The following is a 23,972-nucleotide window of genomic DNA, read 5'->3' as shown; positions in this document are numbered from 1 at the left end:
TTGCGCATGCCAACTGTCATGTGGCATTGAAAAGGTCAGACGGCTTCGAACTTCTTGCCTCGAGTGGTGTGGGTGACAAGGCGATTGTATTCAGGTGTCGTGTCGCCGATGACCTGCACCGCGCCGTACTTTTCAAGGCTGATACGTCCACCGTATTCCTCGATGTGGTCGGAGTCCGGGTAGATCTTCACGAACGATGGTACATAACGCGAGGCGAAGCCCATGCGCATGTCCTGGGACTCACCGCTGTGGGGGTAGGAGGCGTGCATCAGGGTCGACCAGAAAATGATGAACTGGCCGGCCTTCATCTGCATCGGCACGGCAGAGGCTTCATCGGGCTTCCAGTTTTCGTCGATCTGCAGCTGGCGATAGTCGTAGCCGAAGAAACCGCGCCGCACGCCATCCTTGACCACCGAGCTGTTGTTGGCATCGGGGTCGTAGGCCATGCGCTTGGTTTCGTCGTAGTTCATGCTGTTCTGGGTGCCGGGAATGAACTGCAGGCAACCGTTGGCGATGTTGGCGTCGGTGAAGGCGGTCCAGACGGTAATGGTGCCGCCGAAGTCTTCGTTTTCCGGCCACAGGATCTGCGGTTTGCCCGAGGCATTGGCGAAGGTGTCGGCCTGGTGCCAGTCGGTGCCTTCGTCGCCTGGGTATTTAGGGAAAAACTCGGTGCGCCAGCACAGCACGTCCGGGCCGAGGATGCTTTCGACGCGGTCGCAGATTTGCGGACGGCAGATGTGGTTGGCGAGGAATTCGTCGTCCAGGTGGCGATCGTAGTTGGCAATGTTGGTGCCGCCGGAAATCGCATCCAGGTCCTGGTACGCCGCGGCACTGCGGTCGAGCAGGCGCAGGCGGGTGCGTTTCCAGGTCTCTTTCATTTCTTCTGGGGAATAGGCGTCGAACGGTCCGATGAAACCGTTCTTTTCAAAGGACGCACGTTCTTCCGGGGTCAAGGCGAATTTTTTGCTCATGGGCTTTTCCTTTTCGATCAATGGGCTTGAACAAGGGAACGCTGGATACAACCGGCCAACACTTTGGCGGTCGCGCCGTCTGCCAGCACGCCGGGGTCGAGGTTGACCCGGTAATGGGCCTTGAGTGTGCTCAACGAGCGGATCAGGGCCAGGGAGGTGCCACCGAAGTCGAAGAAGTCATCGTTCAGACCGATATTTTTCAGGCCGATGTCGTCCGACCAGACCTTGAGCACGAACTGCTCCTGTTCGGTGAGGCCCGGTTCGCTGGAATGGTCCACGGTCGAAGTGGCCAAATCGGGAGAGGGTAGGCGGCTCTTGTCGATTTTGCCGTGGTCGGTGACTGGCAACGCGGCCAGTGGGATGTAGGCCGAGGGGCGCATGTAATCCGGCAGGTTCGCAGCCACCTGCGCCGCCACTTCGCAGCGCACCTGTTCGGTCCAGGCCGCCACGCCATGGGTCGGCACCACGTAGGTGACCAGGCGCCAGTCGCCATCGCCGTAATCGTGACCGGCCACGTGGGCGGCGGCTACGGCCGGGCTGGCTTGCAGGCACGCCTCGACTTCGCCCGGCTCGATGCGGAACCCACGGATTTTCAATTGTTCATCGCAACGACCGGCGTAGCGGTACTCGCCGTCGTCCCCCAGCACCAGCAAGTCACCGGTGCGATAGGCACGGCTTGAGGTGCCTGGCAGTTGGACGAAGCGTTCGCTGTTCAGCGCGGGGCGATTCAGGTAGCCCAGGGCGACACCGGCGCCTTCGATATACAGCTCGCCGGCATTGCCTTGCGGCACCGGTTGCCGATTGGCGTCGAGCAGGTGCAGGCGCCAGCCATCCAGCGGCGCGCCGATGGACACCATGGCGGCGCTTTCCAGATCCTGGCCGCGCACCTGTTTGAAGGTGGTGTGGACAGTGGCTTCGGTGATGCCGTACATGTTGATCAAGGCCGGCTTCTGATCGCCATGGCGCTCAACCCACGGGCGTAGCACGGTAGCTGGCAGCGCCTCGCCGCCGAACACCACATAGCGCAGCGCCAGGGGCGCACTGCCAGAACGGTCAGCCTCATCCAGGCCGCGGAACGCCGATGGCGTCTGGCTCAGGACCGTCACGCCCTGGTCGGCCAGCCATTGACGCGTGCCACTTGGCGAGCGCGACACATCGTAGGGCACCACGGCGACATGGCCACCGTGGGCGAGAGCGCCCCAGATTTCCCACACCGAAAAATCGAAACCGATGGAGTGGAACATCGACCAGACGTCGTTTTCGGTGAAGGCGAACGAGCGCTGAGTACTTTCCAGCAGGCGGCTGACGTTGCCGTGCGCCACCAATACACCCTTGGGTTCGCCGGTGGAACCGGAGGTGTAGATGACGTAGGCCGCGGCCTCGTCGGGGTTGCGCCGGTCGTTGCCAGGCAGCGGTTGCAGGGTCGGGCCGGCCAGCAGCTCGGCCAGGGACAGGACGCGTACGGATGCGTTTTGCGGCAGGTCGGCGAGTTCACCGATCATCAGGCCCAGGCCGCTGTCGCGCACGATGTGTTCGACACGTTTGCCGGGGTATTGCGGATCGACCGGGACGTAAGCGCCGCCGGCCTTGAGGATGCCCAGCAGGCTGATGACCAGGTCGACGCCACGTGGCAGGCACATCCCCACCAGCATGCCGTCCTGGACGCCTTCCTGGCGAAGCCTGGCCGCCAGTTGCGACGAAGCCGTGTCGAGTTGTGCGTAGCTCAATGAGCGAGAAGCGTCGGACACCGCGGTTCGCTCAGGGAATTCACGGGCCCGGGCGACGAATGTTTCATGCAGGAATGCACCGGGTGTGAGGGGGGCTGGCGCGGGGTTGACGGATCCGCCAGTGTTCTTAATCGGCATGACTAACGCTCCTGTTAAATGCCAGGCACAGCGTGCTTGCGTGTTGCGCAAACCGATGTACTCGAGACGTCGCTGCGACCCACGGCATCATTTGCGGTACCTGTGCAATTCGCAGCTCGCGCATTTCAGCACCGACTTTGTGTCGGCGTCTGTCGCGGGAAATGGGGACAAGCGAGGCTGATGTGGATTGATGGAGATGGCCCGGTATCTACTCGCTTTGGTGTTTTGGTGTGTATATCCGTTATTTAGGTAACGGCTGTTTAGGGTTCAGATGAGATGCTGGGCTTGCTGGCCTCATCGTGAGCAGGCTCGCTCCCACGGCTATCAGGCCGCCTCGCGGCGGGCCCACGAGGCAATGCCTTCGTTCAGGCACACCGAGCCTAGGCGAGGTGCCAAGTGGTGAGGCATGAGCGTTTAGCTTACTTTTGACTGGGCCGGCTTCCGGGCTTCTCAAAAATGAGCCGCCGTCAGGGCGCAACCCTAAGCCGCCGTTACCGAAGAAACGGATATACACACCAAAAAACCAGGCCTTTCGGAATGCAAGTCCAGCCCCCCCAGGGAACGGCTTAAGTAACCACCATCAAAACCTCTGTCCCGGTTTGCGGTGCCAGACATCCCCCCCGATCAATGTTTTTATCCTTGCCCGATGGTGGGTCGCATTGGTCCGGCCCTGCGACGTGGATCCGACGATCCGTGGTTCAGGAGTTATTCATGAGTCTTCAAACTGACGCTTCGCCCGTCATGTCCGCTGACGGGATGGCGGATTCGCTTGCCTGGCCAGGTCCTGGAGCCGGCGAATCGGTCAGGCTGTCGTTGCTCGCCGACGGTTTGAGTTTGCCGGTGGTGATCGAGCCGGCCGAACCGGGGTTGAATCCTTCGCTGTGGGCCAGCACCCATCGTGAAGCCATCGAAACGTTGCTGTGTCGCCATGGTGCGGTGCTGTTTCGCGGTTTTGACCTCGCCTCGGTGCCAGCCTTCGAGGCGTTCGCCGAAGCCTTGTCGCCTGGGTTGCACGGCAGCTACGGCGACCTGCCGAAGAAGGAGGGCGGACGCAACGTCTACCGCTCCACGCCGTATCCCGAGCGCGAGATGATCCTGTATCACAACGAGAGCTCGCACCTGGAAAGCTGGCCGCGCAAGCAATGGTTCTATTGCGAGCAGCCGTCCCGGATGGGCGGCGCCACGCCATTGGCCGACATCCGCCAAGTGTTGCGGTGCCTGCCCTCGGAAGTGGTGGCCCGGTTCGAACAAAAGGGCCTGAGGTACAGCCGCACCTTCACCGCTGGTGTCGAGCCGAGCTGGGCGTCGTTCTTCGGCACAACCGAGCGCGCGGTGGTCGAACAGCGTTGCCGGGAGGAGGGCACCGATTTCGAATGGCTCGACGACGAAACCCTGCAAGTGCGCACCCTCTGTCCGGCGGTTATCCAGCATCCGGTGACCGGGGAGCGGGCTTTTTTCAACCAGGTACAGCTGCACCATCCGTTCTGTCTCGGCGAGGAAATGCGCGAAGACCTGCTCGATATGTTCGGCGCCGACCGCCTGCCACGGATGGTCAGTTACGGCGATGGAACGCCGATTGAAGACGACGTCATGGCGTTGCTCGGCGAGGCCTATGAGGCCTGTGCGGTCAGGTTCGCCTGGCGCAAGGGCGATGTGGTGATGCTCGACAACATGTTGGCCGCCCACGCTCGCGATCCCTACGAGGAGCCGCGGCTTATCGTGGTGGCGATGGGCGAGATGACTGCCCGGGGCGATGTATGGCGACCGGCGTGAGCCCTTTCGCGACTCCATTGGAGGATAGCAAGCCATGAAAAAAGAGAAGAAAGCGAAGAAAGCGAAGAAGCCCAAGGCGGGCTCGGTCATGCGCCTGTTGTGGCGCAACCATCCCTGGCTGACGCTCTTAACGTTGATCTGCGGTGTCATCAGCGGGGTGGCGTCCATCGCGGTGGTGAGCGTGATCAACGAGGCTATCCACAATGACGGCTCGCGCCTGCAGGCGCTGTACTGGTTCATCGGCCTCAGTGCCACGGCGCTGATCTTGCGCAATGGCGCAGCGTTGTTCCCGGCCTACGCCAGCATGCGCATCATGACGCGCTTGCGCATTGCGCTGTGTCGCAAGATTCTCGCCACGCCACTGGAGGAAGTGGATCGGCGTGGTCCGCCCAATGTGCTGACGATGTTGACCAACGACATCCCGCAATTGAATACCACGCTGATCATCATGCCCACGATCCTGGTGGAGACGACAGTCTTTCTGTTCGGCATCGGCTACCTGGCCTATCTGTCTTGGGTCGTGCTGGCCTTGACGGTTTCACTGATGGTCCTGGGGGTGGGGCTGTATCTGTTCTTCTTCTCCTGTGGCGTCAGGAACACCTCCCGTGTCCGGGACGAATACACCGCGTTCAATGAATACACCCATGCCCTGGTGTTCGGTCTCAAGGAGCTCAAGCTCAATGGCGTGCGGCGCCGTTGGTTCGGTCGCTCGGCCATCGAGGCATCTTCCACCCGTGTGGCGCGCTACAACTTCGTCGAGCGCCTGTGGTACACCGCCGCCGACAACGTCGGGCAATTCACGCTGTCGTTGCTGATCGGTTGCCTGCTGTTCGCCGCGCCCCTGGTCGGCGCCGTCGATCCGAAAATCATGACTGCCAGCGTCCTGGCCGTGCTGTACATCATGGGCCCGTTGTCATTGCTGGTCGGGGCGATGCCCTTGCTCGCGGCGGGCCGCGTGGCCACTACGCGTCTTTCGGAATTCGGTTTCTCGATCAATGACCCACACCCCGAGCCCATCGAGACCGACGTGCCCAAGGTTCATCTGCTGGAACATAAGAAGTCCTGGAGTCGCATCGAATTGAAAACCGTGCGCATGCACTACCAGGAGTTGCACGCCGAGAGCGGTTTCTCCCTGGGGCCCATCGACCTGACGGTGCAGGCGGGCGAGTTGATCTACATCGTCGGCGGCAACGGTTGCGGTAAAAGCACCTTGGCCAAGATTCTCTGCGGCCTCTACATACCCCAGGACGGCGAGATCCTGCTCGATGGCAAGCCTGTCACGGATGCAAGTCGCAACGACTATCGCGATCTGTTCTCCGCCGTGTTTTCCGATTTCCATCTGTTCAACCGCCTCATCGGCCCCGACGAAGAAGACGGCAACCCGACGCTGGCGCGCAAGTACCTGGAAACCCTGGGGCTGGCCGACAAGATCAAGATCGAAGGACTGGGGTATTCAACCCTGAAGGCCTTGTCCTATGGCCAGCAAAAGCGCCTGGCGCTGGTGTGCGCCTACATGGAAGACCGATCGGTCTACGTACTGGACGAATGGGCCGCGGACCAGGACCCACCCTTCAAGAAGTTCTTCTATGAGGAACTGCTGCCCGACCTCAAGCGCCGTGGCAAGACGGTGCTGATCATTACCCATGACGACCAGTACTTCCAGCTGGCCGATCGCATCATCAAGCTGTCGGATGGCCAGATCGTTTCCGACATCAACTGTGCCCTGCGCGACAAGCGAGCCTGAATGTCCATTCAGGCCTCATCGTCCGGCTTGCGCTGTCGCGACAGTACTGCTGAACACCCGTGAACAACGCTTGGCATTGACCCACCCGGCAGGCGTGCATCCCCGCCGGGTGGCGATGCCATGCAAGAACGCTCCGATCGTTCGACGCTCGACCGATCTCACGCCGCGCCGGCTACTTGCGCGGATTTGCATCAACGCCAGGCGTGCCTGTTGCATTCAACCCGGGCAGCACTGACAAATCTCTGAGAAGGACCGTATGAAATTTTTCTTTGCGCGTGTAGTGGGTGATGTTGTTGCAACTGGCTGTTCGGCCAAGCGGGGCCATGAGCAACAGCAGGTCAGTTCATTGTCGGTGAGTGTTCAGGTGTCGGAGGGACGGGTATGAACCAGTCCCTGTCGTTTTCGCAAACCTACCCGTTGACGGCCGCCCAGCGAGACATCTGGCTGGAGCAAATGGTCCAGGGCGACTCCCCCCTCTACAACATCGGAGGTTACCTGCACATCGAGGGTGTGGTTGACGCCGAGCGGTTCCAGCAGGCAATCGACTTGTTGGTGCAAAAGCATGATGCCCTGCGCACGGTATTGCTCCGTGAAGCCGACGCAGGTGGCGTGCCGATGCAGATGCTGGCCGATACGCTGGCGGTGCAGGTGCCTGTGCATGATTTGTCGGATCTGCCCGACCCGCAGGCATCGGCACAGGCCTGGGTCGAGCAGCGGATGGCGATGGCGTTTCCACTGGATGGCGGGCCGCTGTTCCGCCTGGCGCTGCTCAAGCTCAATGGCGCATCGTTCTATTTCGTCATCCAGGTGCATCACATCGTCCTGGACGGCTGGAGCATCGGTTTGATGTTCAAGGAACTCGGCGAGCTCTACAGCGCGCTGGAAAGCAACCAGACGCCAGACGTGGCAGCACCGTCCTACGTGGCGTTCATCGAGGACGATGCGCGCTATCGCGATTCCCCGCGGTTTGCCCGTGAACGGCAGTACTGGCTGGATAAATACCAGGAAGTGCCACCGCCCTTGTTCGTGGCCCGCAACCGTGATCGCTACCCTGATGGCATGGCCCCCAGCCGCCATGCCGTATGGCCCTACGCTCGGTCGCTGAACGAGCGGATCGACGCCCTGGCGCAGGTGCATCAGTCCTCACGCTCGGCTGTGCTGCTGGCTGCGCTGTACGTTTATTTTGCCCGCACCACCCAACGTGAAGAGCTGGTGATCGGTTTGCCGGTCCTGAATCGCTCCAACGCGTCCTTCAAGAAAACCATGGGGATGTTCACCCAGGTGAGTGCCGTGCGGTTGCGCTTCAGCGCCGAGCTGTCATTCGGCGAGCTGGTCCACGACGTGGCGCGCACCCTCAAGCAGGACTATCGCCACCAGCGCTTCCCCCTGAGCGACATGAACCGTTCGCTGGAATTGCTGCAGGGCAACCGTGCGCAGTTGTTCGACATATCGTTCTCCTATGAGCTGGACGATCACCAGTTCATGTTCGGGCAAGCCCCGGCGCGTTCGTTCAAGTGCTCGAACGGGCACGAACAAATGCCGTTGGCCATTCACGTGCGCAGCAACCCGCACGACGATAACGCCTGGCTGCACTGGATCTACAACGCAGCTTTTTTCCAGGACGGTGAAATCGAGGCGATGGCCGAGCGCTTCATACAGGTGCTGGAGCAAGGCTTGGGTCATGACGCATTGCCGATCTGCGAGTTTGTACTGCCGACGCCGGCCGAGGCCCTTCAGCTACAGGCCTGGAACGCCAACGACGGGCAGCACTATGAGCACGACCGCACGATCCATGGCCTGTTCGAAGCGCAAGCGGCCGCGCAACCCGATGCGGTGGCAGTGGTGCATGAAGACCAAGCATTGACCTACGGCGAGCTCAATGCCCGGGCCAACCAAGTCGCCCATCGCTTGCTGGCGCTGGGTGTTCGCCCGGACGACCGGGTGGCGATTTGTGTCGAGCGTGGCCTGGACATGATCGTCGGCCTGTTGGGTATCCTGAAGTCCGGCGCCGGTTACGTGCCGCTGGACCCGGCCTATCCGCCGGAGCGCCTGGCCTTCATGCTCGAGGACAGCACCCCGTCGGCCTTGCTCACCCAGTCGGCGCTGGAGGTGCAACTGCCGGCGCTGTCTGCGCCGGCGTTATGGCTCGATCAGCCCGCCAGCGCGGGGATCGCTGAACAGCCGTCGCACAACCCCGACGTCGCGGCGCTGACGTCGCACCACTTGGCCTACGTGATCTACACCTCGGGTTCCACCGGGTTGCCCAAGGGCGTGATGGTCGAGCATCGCAACGTCGCACGGCTATTTTCGGCGACCCAACCGTGGTTCGAGTTTGGCCCTCAGGATGTATGGGCGCTGTTCCATTCCTTCGCGTTCGATTTCTCGGTTTGGGAAATCTGGGGCGCGTTGACCCATGGCGGCCGCTTGCTGGTGGTGCCACAACTGGTCAGCCGTTCCCCGCAAGACTGCTACGCACTGGTGTGCGAGGCCGGGGTCACGGTCTTGAACCAGACGCCGAGTGCCTTCCGCCAGTTGATCGCGGCCCAGGGCGAAAGCGAGCTGCGCCACAGTCTGCGTCAGGTGATTTTTGGTGGCGAAGCGCTGGACACTCGCATTCTCAAGCCGTGGTATGACCGTGCAAGCAATGCCGGGACGCAATTGGTCAACATGTACGGCATCACTGAAACGACGGTGCACGTGACGTACCGTCCGCTTGAAGCCGCCGATGCGCAGTGGGGCGGGGGCAGTCCGATCGGCAAGCGTATCCCTGATCTGCGCCTGTACCTGCTCGACCCGTACGGCCAGCCCGTGCCGGTGGGCGTGGCAGGCGAGTTGTATGTCGCTGGCGCGGGGGTGGCACGGGGTTACCTGAACAGGCCCGAACTCAATGACACCCGCTTCATCGCCGATCCGTTCGACAGCACTGCCGGGGCACGGATGTATCGCACCGGCGATCTCGGTCGCTGGCAGGAGAACGGTGAGTTGCAATACCTGGGGCGCAACGACGAACAGGTGAAAATCCGTGGCTTCCGTATCGAGCTTGGCGAGATCGAGACGAAGCTGGCGGCGTGCGAGGGTGTGCGCGAAGCGGTGGTCATCGCCCGTGAAGACACGCCGGGCGATCAACGCCTGGTGGCCTATCTGATCGCCGGCGAAGGCGCACAACTGTCGGCGGCCGAACTGCGTTCGAACCTGCTGGGTTCGTTGACGGACTACATGGTGCCCAGTGCCTTCGTGGTCCTTGAACGGTTCCCGCTGACCACCAACGGCAAGCTCGATCGCAAGGCACTGCCGGCGCCCGATGCACAGGCGTATGCCCATCGCGTGTTCGAAGCGCCGGTAGGCGACGTGGAAATCACCCTGGCCGGGCTCTGGACTGAACTGCTCGGCGTCGAACAGGTAGGGCGCCATGACCGGTTCTTCGAACTGGGTGGTCACTCGCTGCTGGCGGTCAAGCTGATCGAGCGCATGCGCCAAGTCAATCTGGACACCGATGTGCGGGTGCTGTTCGGCCAGCCAACCCTGGCGACACTGGCGGCCGCCACGGGCAGCAGCGGTGGCATTGTCGTACCGGACAACGCCATTGCCCACGATGCCCAGAGCATCACGCCAGACCTGCTGCCACTGGCAACGCTGACCCAGGACGAAATCGACCGTATTGTCGCGGCGGTGCCGGGTGGGGTGAGCAACGTCCAGGACATCTACGCGCTGGTGCCATTGCAGGAAGGCATCCTGTATCACCATCTGGCGACCGCCCAGGGCGATCCCTATCTGCTGCAAGCGCTGTTGCGCGTGGGCAGTCGCGAACAGTTGGATGCGTTCGTCCAGGCCTTGCAGGCGGTGGTCGAACGGCACGACATCCTGCGTACGTCAGTGATGTGGGAAGACCTGGGCGAGCCGGTCCAGGTGGTCTGGCGCCAGGCCCGGCTGATGGTGGAAGAACTCGCCTTGAATGCGGCCGATGGCGACATCGCCGAGCAGCTGCGGGCCCGCTTCGATCCTCGCCATACCCGCTTCGACCTGCGCCAGGCACCGATGATGCGCATCCACGTGGCCGAAGACCTCGTCAGCGGCAGTTGGGTCGCGGTGTTGCTGTTCCATCACTTGATCGATGACGCCACGTCCCTGGGCATGCTGGGCAAGGAAATCGAGGCCCACCTGGAAAACCGTGCGGGTGAACTGCCCAGGTCCGTGCCTTATCGCAACTATGTGGCGCAGGTGCGCTTGGGCAGCGATCCTGGTCAACATGAAGCGTTCTTCAGCGAAATGCTCGGGGACGTGGACGAGCCGACGCTGCCGTTCGGCTTGCAGGATGTGCAAGGCGACGGCACCGGTATCGAAGAGGCTTCGCTGTCCCTGGCTGCCGACTTGACCCAGCGCCTGCGCGCCCAGGCACGGCGCCTGGGAGTCAGCACGGCGAGCCTGCACCATTTGGCCTGGGGCCAGGTGGTGGGGCGCTTGTCCGGCCGCCAGGATGTGGTGTTCGGGACGGTCTTGATGGGACGCCTGCACAGCGGCCAGGACGACGGGCACGCTTTGGGCATGTTCGTGAACACGCTGCCGTTGCGCGTCGAGGCAGGGGGGCAGGGTGTGCTGGCCGCGCTGAAGGCCACCCACGAGCGCCTGGCGGCGCTGCTTGGTCACGAGCATGCGCCGTTGTCCCTGGCGCAACGTTGCAGCGGGGTCGCCGCGCCGACGCCACTGTTCAGCGCGTTGCTGAACTACCGGCAAACCGCGGTGGCTGCGCAGGCACCCAACGACGCCGGTCAGGCGCGAACCTGGGCTGGGGTCGAGATCCTCGGCGGCGAAGAGCGGACCAACTACCCACTGTCGCTGTCGATAGACGACCTGGGCGAGTCGTTCGGGCTGACGGTGCAAGCCGTGGCCGGCGTCGGCGCGCAGCGCGTTTGCGCCTATATGAATACGGTGCTCGAAGCACTGGCCGATGCGCTCGATCAAGCTGTCGACTCACCGCTGCATGACCTGGATATTGTTCCCTCCAATGAGTGGCGTCAGTTGGTCGAGGACTTCAATGCCTTCGATACGGCCTACCCGGCGGGGTTGCTGATCCATCAATTGTTCGAAGCCCAGGTCCAGGCCCGGCCAGACGCTGTCGCGCTGACGTATCAGGACGCGTGCCTGAGCTACGGTGAACTGAATCGGCTGGCGAACCAGATTGCCCATCGCCTGATCGAGCAGGGAATCGGTGCCGATGATCGTGTGGCGATCTGCGTGGACCGCAGCCTGGAAATGGTCGCGGGGCTGCTGGGTATCCTCAAGGCTGGTGCTGCTTATGTGCCCCTGGACCCGGCCTATCCGAGTGAACGCCTGGCCTACATGCTGGAGGACAGCGCGCCCAAGGTGCTGCTGACCCAGCGCGAATTGCCGGCCCGCTTCCCGCAGCCGAGCATGCCGGTGTTGTTACTCGATCCCGAGGCACGCGATGCCGCGGGTATCAGCGCCCAACAGCAAACCAATCCGCACGTGAGCGGCCTGAGCCCCGACGGCCTGGCGTATGTCATCTATACCTCGGGTTCCACCGGCCAGCCCAAGGGCGTTGCCATGCCGCACCGGGCCCTGGTCAACCTGATGCAGTGGCAAATCGAACAGGCCCAGCAGCAAGGCCGCGCGACCGTCCGCACCTTGCAATTCGCGGCCCTGGGCTTTGACGTTGCCTTCCAGGAGATGTTCAGCACCCTGTGCGCCGGTGGCGAACTGTCGTTGATCCATGCTGATGTCCGATTGAATTTCCACCGTCTGTTCCAACACATCCGCGAGCAGCGCATCGAGCGCCTCTACCTGCCGTGTGTCGCCCTGCAGGCGTTGGCCGAAGCGGTGGTGGGCGACGGTGAGGACTGTCCGCTGGCGTGCCCGCTGCAGGACGTCATCACTGCGGGCGAGCAACTGCGCATCACGCCACAGATCCGTGAATTTTTTGCCCGCCTGGACGGCTGCCGCCTGCACAACCACTACGGCCCGACCGAATCCCACGTCGCCACCGCGCTGACCTTGCCGGACGATGTCGCCGCCTGGCCTACGCTGCCGGCCATCGGGCACCCGGTGGCCAACACCCGCATTTATCTGCTGGACGAACACCTGCGCCCGGTTCCGGCCGGCGTGGCGGGCGAAATCCACATCGGCGGCGTGTGCGTTGCCCGTGGCTACCTGAACCGCGATGACCTCAGTGCCGAACGTTTCATTCGCGATCCGTTCACGATGGATGGCCAGGCGCGCCTGTACAAGACCGGTGACCTGGGGCGTTACCAGCCCGACGGTTGCATTGAATACCTGGGGCGCAACGACGATCAGATCAAGATCCGCGGTTTCCGTGTCGAGCTGGGAGAAGTCGAGGCCAGGCTTTGCCAGCACGCCGGGATCAAAGAGGCGGCGGTCATCGCCCGTGAAGACAGCCCTGGCGACAAACGCCTGGTGGCGTACTTCACGCCTGCGGTCGCGGACCTGTGGCCCGACGCCGATTCACTGCGCGCGCATCTGCAAGCACTCTTGCCGGACTACATGGTCCCGGCGGCCTATGTGCGCCTGGAAAAACTGCCCCTGTCGCCCAACGGCAAACTGGAGCGACGGGCGTTGCCGGCGCCCGAGGCGGACGCCTTCGCCAGCCGTGCCTATGAAGCACCGCAGGGCGAGGTGGAAACTGTGCTGGCCCGGCTTTGGACCGAGGTACTCGGCGTGGAGCGGGTGGGGCGCCATGACCACTTCTTCGAGCTGGGCGGACATTCGCTGCTGGCAGTGAAACTGATCGAGCGGATGCGCCAGGCCGGCGTGAGCGCGGATGTGCGCGTGTTGTTCGGTCAACCAACCCTGGCCGCCCTGGCCGCAGCGGTGGGCGGTCGTGCTGACATCGTGGTGCCGGCCAATGGTATCGTCACCGGTTGCCAGCGGATCACGCCGGCCATGCTGCCGCTGGTGTCGCTGGACCAGTCCACCATCGACCGGATTGTCGCCACGGTGCCTGGTGGGGTCGGCAATGTGCAGGACATCTACCCGTTGGCCCCGCTGCAAGAGGGGATTCTCTACCACCACATTGCCGCGCAAGCGGGCGACCCGTACTTGCTGCAAGCCACGTTTGCCCTGGACAGCCGTGCCCGGCTCGATGGGTTCGTCCAGGCTTTGCAGGCGGTCATCGATCGGCACGACATCCTCCGGACCGCGGTGCTCTGGGAAGGCTTCGACCAGCCCTTGCAAGTGGTCCAGCGCCGTACCGAGCTGCTGCTCGAAGAACCGCTGTTGGACCCGATCCAAGGCGACATCGCCACGCAACTACAAGCGCTTTTCGACCCTCGGCATTGTCGCCTGGATTTGGGCAAGGCGCCGCTGATGCGCCTGGCGTGCGCCTGGGACAGTGCCCAGCAGCGCTGGGTGGCGATCCTGCTGTTCCACCACATTGCCCTGGACCATACGGCGCTGGACGTGATGCAGGCGGAAATGCTGGCGTGCCTCAACGGTGAGGCCGAGCGCCTGGACGCCGCCATGCCGTACCGCAATTACGTGGCGCAGACTCTGCTGGGTGTCAGCCGCGCGCAACACGAAGACTTTTTCCGCGAGATGCTCGGCGATGTCGAGGAACCGACGCTGCCGTTCGGGCTGCGTGAAGTACAGGGCGACGGCCGGGGCATCGACGAGGCCAAGTTGAACCTCGATAACGCGTTGAGCCTGCGCCTGCGCCAGCAGGCGCGCCAGTTGGGCGTGAGCCCGGCGGCCCTGCATCACCTGGCGTGGGCCCGGGTGCTGGGACGCTTGTCCGGGCGCGAAGACGTGGTCTTCGGCACCGTGTTGTTGGGCCGCATGCAGAGCGGCGAGGGCTCTGACCGCGCGCTGGGCATGTTCATCAATACCTTGCCGCTGCGGGTGAAGGTGGGGGCCGAGGATGTACGCACGGGTGTCAAGGCGACCCATGAGCGACTGACCGCCTTGCTCGGTCATGAACACGCCTCGCTGGCATTGGCCCAGCGCTGCAGTGGTGTGCCGGCTTCGTTGCCGCTGTTCAGCGCCTTGCTCAACTACCGCCACAGCCCGCTCCAGGACAACGACGGCATCGAGCGTTGGGCGGGAGCACAGGTGTTGGCGGTCATGGAACGGACCAACTATCCATGCATGTTGTCGGTCGACGACCTGGGCGAAGGCTTTCTGTTGAGCGTACAGACGGCTGGCGCTGTCGATGCCCGGCAGGTCGGCACCTACATGGAGACAGCTTTGGCGAGTCTGGTGGAGGCGCTGGAGTTCGCGCCTCAGTCGCCGGTCAATGCGCTGGATATCCTGCCTGGAGATGAGCGTTGGCAGTTGTTGCGGGATTTCAACGCCACCGAGGCTGACTACCCGCGGCAGCAGACGATTCATGGGTTGTTCGAGGCGCAGGTTCAGCGTACGCCGGATGCGGTGGCGGTGATTCGCGGCGGGCAACGCCTGAGCTACGGGGAACTGAACGAGCGGGCCAACCGCCTGGCCCATTACCTGCGCAAGCAGGGCGTAGAGCCCGATTCGCGGGTGGCGATCTGCGTCGAGCGCGGTATCGACATGGTTGTTGGCTTGCTGGCGATTCTCAAGGCCGGCGGTGGTTATGTGCCGCTGGATCCGGCGTATCCGTTGGATCGGATTGCCTACATGCTCGAGGACAGCGCACCGGCGGCAGTGTTGGCGCAGGACGTTACCGTCGGCTTGTTGCGCGATGCCTCGATGGCCGTGATCAATCTCGACAGCGGTTTGTGGCAGGACGAGTCCGTCTCCAATCCGGAGATCAGCGGGCTGACTTCATCGCACCTGGCCTATGTCATTTACACCTCGGGTTCGACGGGTCTGCCTAAAGGCGTGATGATCGAACACCGCAACACGGTGAACTTCCTGACCTGGGCCCATCGCTCCTTCGATGACGCCACATTGTCGAAAACCCTGTTCTCGACTTCTCTGAACTTCGACCTGGCCGTCTATGAGTGCTTCGCGCCGCTGACCTCCGGCGGCAGCATCGATGTGGTCACTAATGTGCTGGAGCTGCAACAGGGCGAACACGACATCACCTTGATCAACACCGTACCGTCGGCCCTCAAGGCGTTGTTGGAATCGGGCGGGTTGGGCGAGGGCGTCGACACGGTGAACGTCGCCGGTGAAGCCTTGAAGCGCAGCTTGGTGGAAGCGTTGTTCGAACAGACCCAGGTCAAGCGCCTGTGCAACCTCTACGGCCCTTCGGAAACCACGACCTATTCGAGTTGGGTATCGATGGCCCGTGAAGACGGCTTTGCCGCGCATATCGGTAAACCGGTGGCGAACACCCAGTTCTATCTGCTGGACGAGCACAAGCAACCGGTGCCACTGGGCGTTCCGGGCGAAATCTACATCGGCGGTGCCGGGGTCGCGCGCGGTTATCTCAATCGTGACGACCTGACGGCTGAACGCTTCCTGAAAGACCCGTTCAGCAGTGATCCAAATGCCCGCATGTATCGCACTGGCGACCTGGGCCGCTACCTGCCGGACGGCAACATCGAATACCTGGGCCGCAACGACGACCAGGTGAAGATCCGTGGTTTCCGCATCGAACTGGGCGAGATCGAAGCCAAGCTCGCCCAGGCGCCAAACATCAAGGAAACCGTGGTCCTGGCCCGTGAAGACGTGCCGGGCGACAAACGCCTGGTGGCCTATTTCACCCAGAACTCACTGGACGAAACCGTAGACATCGAAACCCTGCGCGCGCACCTGCAAACACAACTGCCTGACTACATGGTGCCAATGGCCTACGTCCGACTGGACGCACTGCCCCTGACACCGAACGGCAAACTCGACCGCAAGGCGCTGCCGACACCGCAGCTGGATGCCGTCATCTCCCGAGGCTACGAAGCCCCCCAAGGCGAAACCGAAACCGTCCTGGCGCAAGTCTGGCAGGACCTGCTGGGCCTGGAGCAAGTCGGTCGCCATGACCACTTCTTCGAACTGGGCGGGCATTCGCTGCTGGCGGTCAGCCTGATCGAGCGGATGCGCCAAGCCGGCCTGAGCGCCGATGTGCGCGTGCTGTTCAATCAACCGACCCTGGCCGCGCTGGCAGCGGCGGTGGGTCATGACGGTGATGAAATCGACGTCCCGGCCAACCTGATTCCACCGGGTTGCACCCACATTACCCCGGCGATGTTGCCGCTGGCCGCGTTGAGCCAGGAAGCCATCGACTGCATCGTGGCGGCCGTGCCGGGTGGTGCGCGCAATGTGCAGGACATCTATCCGCTGGCGCCATTGCAGGAAGGCATTCTCTACCATCACCTGTCGGCCGAGCAGGGCGATCCCTATGTCTTGCAGGCACAGTTTTCCTTTGACGGTCGCGAACGCCTCGACGCTTTCACCCAGGCCTTGCAGGGGGTGATCGACCGCCATGACATCCTGCGTACCGCCATGGCCTGGGAAGGTCTGGACGAGCCGGTGCAGGTGGTCTGGCGCAAGGCATCGCTGGGTGTGGAGCAAGTGCTCCTCGGTACTGGCGATGGCGACATCGCCGGTCAATTGAAGGCTCGCTTTGACGCCAGCCAGCATCGCCTGGATATCCGTGAGGCGCCGTTGATGTGCATCCGCTTTGCCGAGGATGCGCTCAACCAGCGTTGGGTGGCGAGCTTGCTCTTCCATCACATGGCGCTCGACCATACGGCGCTGGAAGTGGTGCGACATGAGATGCAGGCACACCTGCTGGGCCAGGCCGGCCAGTTGGGCGAGGCGGTGCCGTATCGCAACTACGTGGCCCAGGCCTGCCTGGGCGTCAGCCGTGAAGCGCACGAGGCGTTTTTCCGCGACATGCTCGGTGCCATCGACGAGCCGACGCTCCCGTTCGGCCTGCAGGATGTACGCGGCGATGGCAGCCTTGTCGAGGAAGCCCGGCAGGGTCTCGCGACTGATTTGAGCCGACGCCTGCGCACCCAGGCCCGCCGCTTGGGTGTGAGCGCAGCAGCGTTGCATCACTTGGCCTGGGCCCAGGTATTGGGTCGGGTCTCGGGGCGCGAAGAGGTGGTGTTTGGCACGGTGCTGATGGGGCGGATGCAGGGCGGCGAAGGCGCCGACCGGGCATTGGGAATGTTCATCAACACCTTGCCGATTGGCGTGCAGGTCGGTGCGCAAAGCGTGCGCGACGGTGTCCTGGCGACCCACGCACGGCTGACCGGCCTGTTGGGTCATGAGCATGCCTCCCTGGCGTTGGCCCAGCGTTGCAGTGGCGTCATGGCACCGACGCCATTATTCAGCGCGTTGCTCAATTACCGCCATTCGGTCGCCGAGCCCATCGCGCTGCACACCTCGTCCGCCTGGGAGGGTATCGAGGCCCTGGGCGGCGAAGAGCGCACCAATTATCCGCTGACGATGAGCGTCGATGACCTGGGAGAGGATTTCAGCCTGACGGCGTTGGTCGATTCCCGGATCGGTGCCCAGCGCGTCTGTGGTTATATGCAAGTGGCGTTGGAAAGCCTGGTCGAGGCCCTGGAGCACGCTCCGCAGACGCCGTTGCACCGCCTGGCAATCTTGCCGCCGGCCGAACGCAAGCAATTGCTTGAAACCTGGAATGCGACCGGGGCGACGTATACCCATGATCTGCTGATCCATCGGCAATTCGAAACCCAGGCCGCGGCGCACCCGCAAGCGATGGCGGTGGTGTACGTCGACCAGGCATTGACTTACTGCGAACTCAATGCCCGGGCGAACCAGGTTGCGCACCGTCTGCTGGCGCTGGGCGTTTGCCCGGACGACCGGGTGGCGATCTGTGTCGAGCGTAGCCTGGACATGATCGTCGGCCTGTTGGGCGTGCTGAAAGCCGGGGCCGGCTATGTCCCCGTTGACCCGGCCTACCCGGCGGAGCGTATTGCCTACCTGTTGCAAGACAGTGCACCGGTTGCGGTGTTGGCGCAGACCATCACTCACAGTTTGCTGATCGATGCCTCGGTGCCGGTGATCGATCTCGACAGCGCCGATTGGCAGGACGAATCCGTTTCCAACCCCGAGGTGTCGGGGCTCGAAGCCCGCAACCTGGCGTATGTGATCTACACGTCCGGTTCCACCGGCCTGCCCAAGGGCGTGATGGTCGAACATCGCAACCTCAGCAACCTGGTGGGCTGGCATTGCCAGGCCTTCGACGTGAAACGTGGCAGTCGCACCTCCAGTGTCGCCGGTTTCGGTTTCGATGCGGCGGCCTGGGAGATCTGGCCTTCGTTGTGTGCGGGAGCGACGTTGCTGTTGCCGCCGGCCCATGCGGGCAGCGAGGACGTCGGCGCACTGCTCGACTGGTGGCAGGCCCAGGCGCTGGACGTGTGCTTCCTGCCCACTCCCATTGCCGAATACGCGTTTGGCCGTAACCTGGGGCACGATCAACTGCGCACCTTGCTGATTGGCGGCGACCGCCTGCGCAAGCTGCCGGCCGATCTCCCCTTCGAACTGATCAACAATTACGGCCCCACGGAAACCACGGTGGTGGCCACCTCGGGGCGGATCGATGCCTCGCAGGCGGTGTTGCATATCGGCAGACCGGTAGCCAACACCCAGGTCTACTTGCTCGATGCCCACCTGCAACCGGTTCCGGTTGGCGTGGCGGGTGAGCTGTACATCGGTGGCGCCGGGGTTGCGCGGGGTTATTTGAACCGTGCGCAGTTGACCGCCGAGCGCTTTGTGAAGGACCCGTTCAGCACCGTGCAGGACGCGCGCATGTACCGCACCGGTGACCTGGGGCGCTATTTGCCGGACGGCAACATCGACTACCTGGGGCGCAACGACAGCCAACTGAAGATTCGTGGCTTGCGCATCGAGCTGGGTGAAATAGAAGCCAGGCTCGGCGCGTGCGTCGGTGTGCGCGAGGCGGTTGTCGTCGCGGTGGGAGAGGCCCCGGATGACCAGCGACTGGTGGCGTACTACACGGCGCACGACAGCCTGGATCAAGGGTTGACGGCCCAAAACCTGCGCGAACAATTGCAAGTGCATCTGCCCAGCCACATGGTGCCGGCGGCCTATATGCGCCTGGACGCCTTGCCCCTGACGCCGAACGGTAAACTCGACCATCGGGCCTTGCCTATCCCGGACAGCGAGGCCTATTCGGGGCGTGGGTATGAAGCCCCGCAAGGCGAGGTTGAAACGGCGTTGGCGCGGATCTGGTCCGAGCTGCTCAAGGTCGAGCGCGTCGGCCGTCACGACCATTTCTTCGAACTGGGCGGGCATTCGCTGCTGGCCGTCAGCCTGATCGAACGGATGCGCCAGGCGGGGCTGAGCGCCGACGTCGGCGTGCTGTTCAGCCAGTCGACCCTGGCGGCATTGGCGGCGGCAGTCGGCAGTGGCCGCGAGGTCCGTGCCCCGGTAAACCTGATTCCAGTGAATTGCGCACACATCACGGCGGACATGTTGCCGATGGTTGACCTGGACCAGGACGCCATCGACCGGATCGCATCGACGGTACCGGGCGGCGCCGGCAATGTGCAGGACATCTACCCCCTGGCACCTCTGCAGGAGGGCATTCTTTACCATCACCTGGCCGCCGAGCGCGGCGATCCCTATGTGCTCCAGACTCAATTCGCCTTCGACAATCGTGGACGCCTGGAAGACTTTTCCCAAGCCCTGCAAAAGGTCATTGACCGTCACGACATTCTGCGCACGTCGGTGCTGTGGGAAGGGTTCGAACAGCCAGTGCAAGTCGTCTGGCGCAAGGCACTGCTGATCCAGCAAGAACTGATCCTGGACCCGGCCGTTGGAGATGTCGCGGCGCAGTTACATGAGCGTTTCGACTCGCGGCAGCACCGCCTGGAGATTACCCGGGCACCGATGCTGCGCCTGGTTTATGCCCACGATGCCGATAACGATCGTTGGCTGGGGATGCTGCTGTTCCACCACATGGCCCTGGACCACACCGCATTGGAGGTGGTGCAGCAGGAGATGCAGGCGCATCTGCTGGGGCAGGCTGGACAGTTGGGCGTCGCGATGCCGTATCGCAATTATGTGGCCCAGGCCCGATTGGGCGTGAGCGCTGAAGCCCACGAAATATTCTTCCGTGACATGCTTGGTGACGTCGACGAGCCAACGCTGCCGTTCGGCTTGCAGGATGTACAGGGCGATGGCAGCGACATCGAGGAAGCCCGCCAGGACGTCGAAGCCGGCCTGAGTCGCCGGCTGCGGGCCCAGGCACGTCTGCTTGGGGTGAGCGCGGCGAGCTTGTACCACCTGGTTTGGGCGCAAGTCCTGGGCAAGGTGTCGGGCAAGGACGATGTGGTGTTCGGCACGGTGCTGCTGGGCCGGATGCAGGGAGGCGAGGGTGCCGACCGAGCGCTGGGCATGTTCATCAACACCTTGCCATTACGGGTCAGTGTCGGACAAACCGGTGTGCGTGCGGGCGTGAAAGCAACCCATGCTCGCCTGACCGCATTGCTGGGTCATGAACACGCCGCATTGGCGCTGGCACAACGCTGCAGTGGTGTGCAGGCACCGACGCCATTGTTCAGTGCCTTGCTCAACTACCGTCACACCGCCGTGGCGACCTCGGCCGAGGCGCTGTCAGCCTGGAACGGTATCCAGGTGTTGGGCGGCGAAGAGCGTACTAACTACCCGTTGATGTTGTCGGTGGACGATCAGGGCGAGGCGTTCAGTTTCACCGTCATGACCCCCGCGCGCATTGGTGCGCAGCGGCTTTGTGGTTATGTGCAACACACGCTGGAAAGCCTGGTCGCGATGCTTGAGCAGCAGCCGGACCTGCCCTTGCAGCAGGTGTCGATCCTGCCGACGTCGGAAAGCGAGAAGTTGTTGGTGACGTTCAACGCCACCGCGGCGGACTACCCGCGGCAGCAGACGATTCATGGGTTGTTCGAGGCGCAGGTTCAGCGTACGCCGGATGCGGTGGCGGTGATTCGCGGCGGGCAACGCCTGAGCTACGGGGAACTGAACGAGCGGGCCAACCGCCTGGCCCATTACCTGCGCAAGCAGGGCGTAGAGCCCGATTCGCGGGTGGCGATCTGCGTCGAGCGCGGCATCGACATGGTTGTTGGCTTGCTGGCGATTCTCAAGGCCGGCGGTGGTTATGTGCCGCTGGATCCGGCGTATCCGTTGGATCGGATTGCCTACATGCTCCAGGACAGCGCCCCGGCAGCGGTATTGGCACAAGACGCTACGGTCGGGCTGTTAAGTGATGCCCCCATGGCAGTGATCAACCTCGACAGCGGGCTGTGGCAGGACGAATCCGTCCAGAATCCAGAGATTATGGAGCTGACGTCCTCGCACCTGGCCTACGTCATTTACACCTCGGGTTCGACGGGTCTGCCTAAAGGCGTGATGATCGAACACCGCAACACAGTGAACTTCCTGACCTGGGCCCATCGCTCCTTCGATGACGCCACATTGTCGAAAACCCTGTTCTCGACTTCGCTGAACTTCGACCTGGCCGTCTACGAGTGCTTCGCGCCGTTGACCTCCGGCGGCAGCATCGACGTGGTCACTAATGTGCTGGAACTGCAACAGGGCGAGCACGACATTACCTTGATCAACACCGTACCGTCGGCCCTCAAGGCGCTGCTGGAATCGGGCGGGTTGGGCGAGGGCGTCGATACGGTGAACGTCGCCGGTGAAGCCTTGAAGCGCAGTTTGGTGGAAGCGTTGTTCGAACAGACCCAGGTCAAGCGCCTGTGCAACCTCTACGGCCCTTCGGAAACCACGACGTATTCGAGTTGGGTGTCGATGGCCCGTGAAGACGGCTTTGCCGCGCATATCGGTAAACCGGTGGCGAACACCCAGTTCTATCTGCTGGATGAACACGGGCAGCCGGTGCCACTGGGCGTTCCGGGCGAAATCTACATCGGTGGTGCTGGGGTGGCGCGGGGTTATTTGAACCGCGAGGACCTGACGGCTGAGCGTTTCCTGAAAGACCCGTTCAGCACGACTCCGAATGCCCGCATGTATCGCACCGGCGACCTGGGCCGCTACCTGCCGGACGGCAACATCGAATACCTGGGCCGCAACGACGACCAGGTGAAGATCCGTGGTTTCCGCATCGAACTGGGCGAGATCGAAGCCAAGCTCGCCCGCCACGAAGCGCTGAAAGAAACCGTAGTCCTGGCCCGCGAAGACATACCAGGCGACAAGCGCCTGGTCGCCTATTTCACCCAACACTCGCCGGACGAAGCCGTAGACATCGAAACCCTGCGCACGCACCTGCAAACGCAGTTGCCAGCGTATATGGTGCCCGCCGCCTACGTGCGCCTCGACGCACTACCGCTGACACCCAACGGCAAGCTCGACCGCAAGGCCTTGCCAGCACCGGACCTCGACGCGCTGATCACCCGTGGCTACGAAGCCCCGCAAGGCGAGGTCGAAACCACCCTGGCGCGGCTCTGGCAAGATTTGCTCAAGGTCGAACGCGTAGGCCGTCACGATCACTTCTTCGAACTGGGCGGGCATTCGCTGCTGGCCGTCAGCTTGATCGAGCGGATGCGCCAGGCCGGCTTGAGCGCCGACGTGCGCGTACTGTTCGGCCAACCGACCCTCGCCGCGTTGGCGGCGGCAGTGGGGGGTGGCAGTGAAATCGACGTCCCGGCCAATGGCATCCCGTTCGGCTGCGAGCGGATCACGCCAGACATGCTGACGCTGACAAACCTTGACCAGGACGCTATCGACCGTATCGTGTCGACGGTGCCGGGTGGCGCCCGCAACGTGCAAGAAATCTACCCGGTGGCACCGTTGCAGGAAGGCATTCTTTACCATCACCTGTCGGCTGGGCAGGGCGATCCCTATGTCTTGCACGCGCAGTTTGCCTTTGACAACCGTGAGCGCCTCGACGCGTTCACCCAGGCCCTGCAAAGCGTCATCGATCGTCACGACATCTTGCGCACCGCCATCCTCTGGGAAGGTCTCGACGCGCCTCGACAAGTGGTCTGGCGCGAAGCGCGGCTGGGCCTTGAAGAGCTGGTGCTGGACCCACAGGCCGGAGCGATCACCCAGCAGCTGCAGCACCGATTCGACGTCCGGGACTACGCCCTTGATATGTCCCAGGCACCGCTGATGCGCCTGGCCTTTGCCCAAGACACACCCAACCAGCGCTGGGTGGCGATTTTGTTGTTCCATCACATCGCCCTCGATCATGCGGCGCTGAAAGTGGTACAGGCCGAGATGCAGGCATACCTGCTGGGGCAGGTCGGTCAACTGGACGTCCCGGTACCGTACCGCAACTACGTGGCCCAGGCTCGCTTGGGTGTGGATCATCAAGGGCAGGAAGCCTTCTTCCGCGACATGCTCGGCGACGTAGACGAACCCACGCTGCCGTTCGGTTTGCAGCCGGTGCAGGGTGACAGCGATGACATCGAGGATGCGAGCCTGCTGCTCGACAGCGATCTGAGTCGTCGGCTGCGGCGCCTGGCACGCCAGTCAGGCGTGGGCGTCGCTAGCTTGCATCACTTGGCCTGGGCACGCGTGCTGGGACAGGCGTCCGGCAAGCAGAACGTGGTGTTTGGTACGGTGCTGATGGGCCGGATGCAGGGCGGCCAGGGGGCTGACCGTGCCTTGGGCATGTTCATCAACACCTTGCCCCTTCGTGTGAGCGTGGGCGACCAGGCCGTCAAGACCGGCATCAAGGCGGTCCACGGGCAATTGACCGCACTGTTGGGGCATGAGCACGCCTCGTTGGCA

General features: G+C 63.0%; 5 protein-coding genes (1 of these 5 only partly in view). 3 read left to right on the top strand and 2 right to left on the bottom strand.

Going from position 1 to position 23,972, the window contains the following annotated elements; genetic code table 11:
• Positions 1-35: 35 nt before the first annotated feature.
• A complete protein-coding gene (gene syrB2, locus GFU70_RS15055) occupies positions 36-971 on the bottom strand; it encodes a syringomycin E biosynthesis L-threonyl-[L-threonyl-carrier protein] 4-chlorinase SyrB2 (protein WP_058543100.1) in 936 nt (311 codons plus the stop codon).
• A 17-nt stretch (positions 972-988) separates the two neighbouring features.
• Positions 989-2,836, bottom strand: coding sequence for a syringomycin E biosynthesis L-threonine--[L-threonyl-carrier protein] ligase SyrB1 (syrB1, locus tag GFU70_RS15050; RefSeq protein WP_058543101.1), 1,848 nt, complete (start codon positions 2,834-2,836; stop codon positions 989-991).
• 711 nt (positions 2,837-3,547) lie between these two features.
• On the opposite strand from syrB1, the gene GFU70_RS15045 reads away from it, so the two are divergent.
• The 3 genes from GFU70_RS15045 to GFU70_RS15035 all read left to right on the top strand — a co-directional run.
• On the top strand, positions 3,548-4,609 hold the full coding sequence (locus GFU70_RS15045; protein WP_058546105.1) for a TauD/TfdA family dioxygenase: 1,062 nt from the start codon (positions 3,548-3,550) through the stop codon (positions 4,607-4,609).
• Positions 4,610-4,643: 34 nt separating this feature from the next.
• Positions 4,644-6,353, top strand: a complete 1,710-nt coding sequence (locus GFU70_RS15040; RefSeq protein ID WP_153388332.1) for a cyclic peptide export ABC transporter — start codon at positions 4,644-4,646, stop codon at positions 6,351-6,353.
• A gap of 381 nt (positions 6,354-6,734) precedes the next feature.
• Positions 6,735-23,972: the 5' portion of a non-ribosomal peptide synthase/polyketide synthase gene (locus GFU70_RS15035; protein ID WP_153388331.1), read on the top strand. Its footprint extends 11,868 nt past the window's final position; 17,238 of the gene's 29,106 nt are visible here — the first part of the coding sequence; the start codon lies at positions 6,735-6,737; its stop codon lies beyond the right edge, outside the window.

It is taken from the genome of Pseudomonas brassicacearum (assembly GCF_009601685.2).
Classification (GTDB): Bacteria; Pseudomonadota; Gammaproteobacteria; order Pseudomonadales; family Pseudomonadaceae; genus Aquipseudomonas; species Aquipseudomonas kilonensis_B.
The sequence above is the reverse complement of the archived record's forward strand: the minus strand, read 5'-3'. Positions and strand labels throughout refer to the sequence as shown.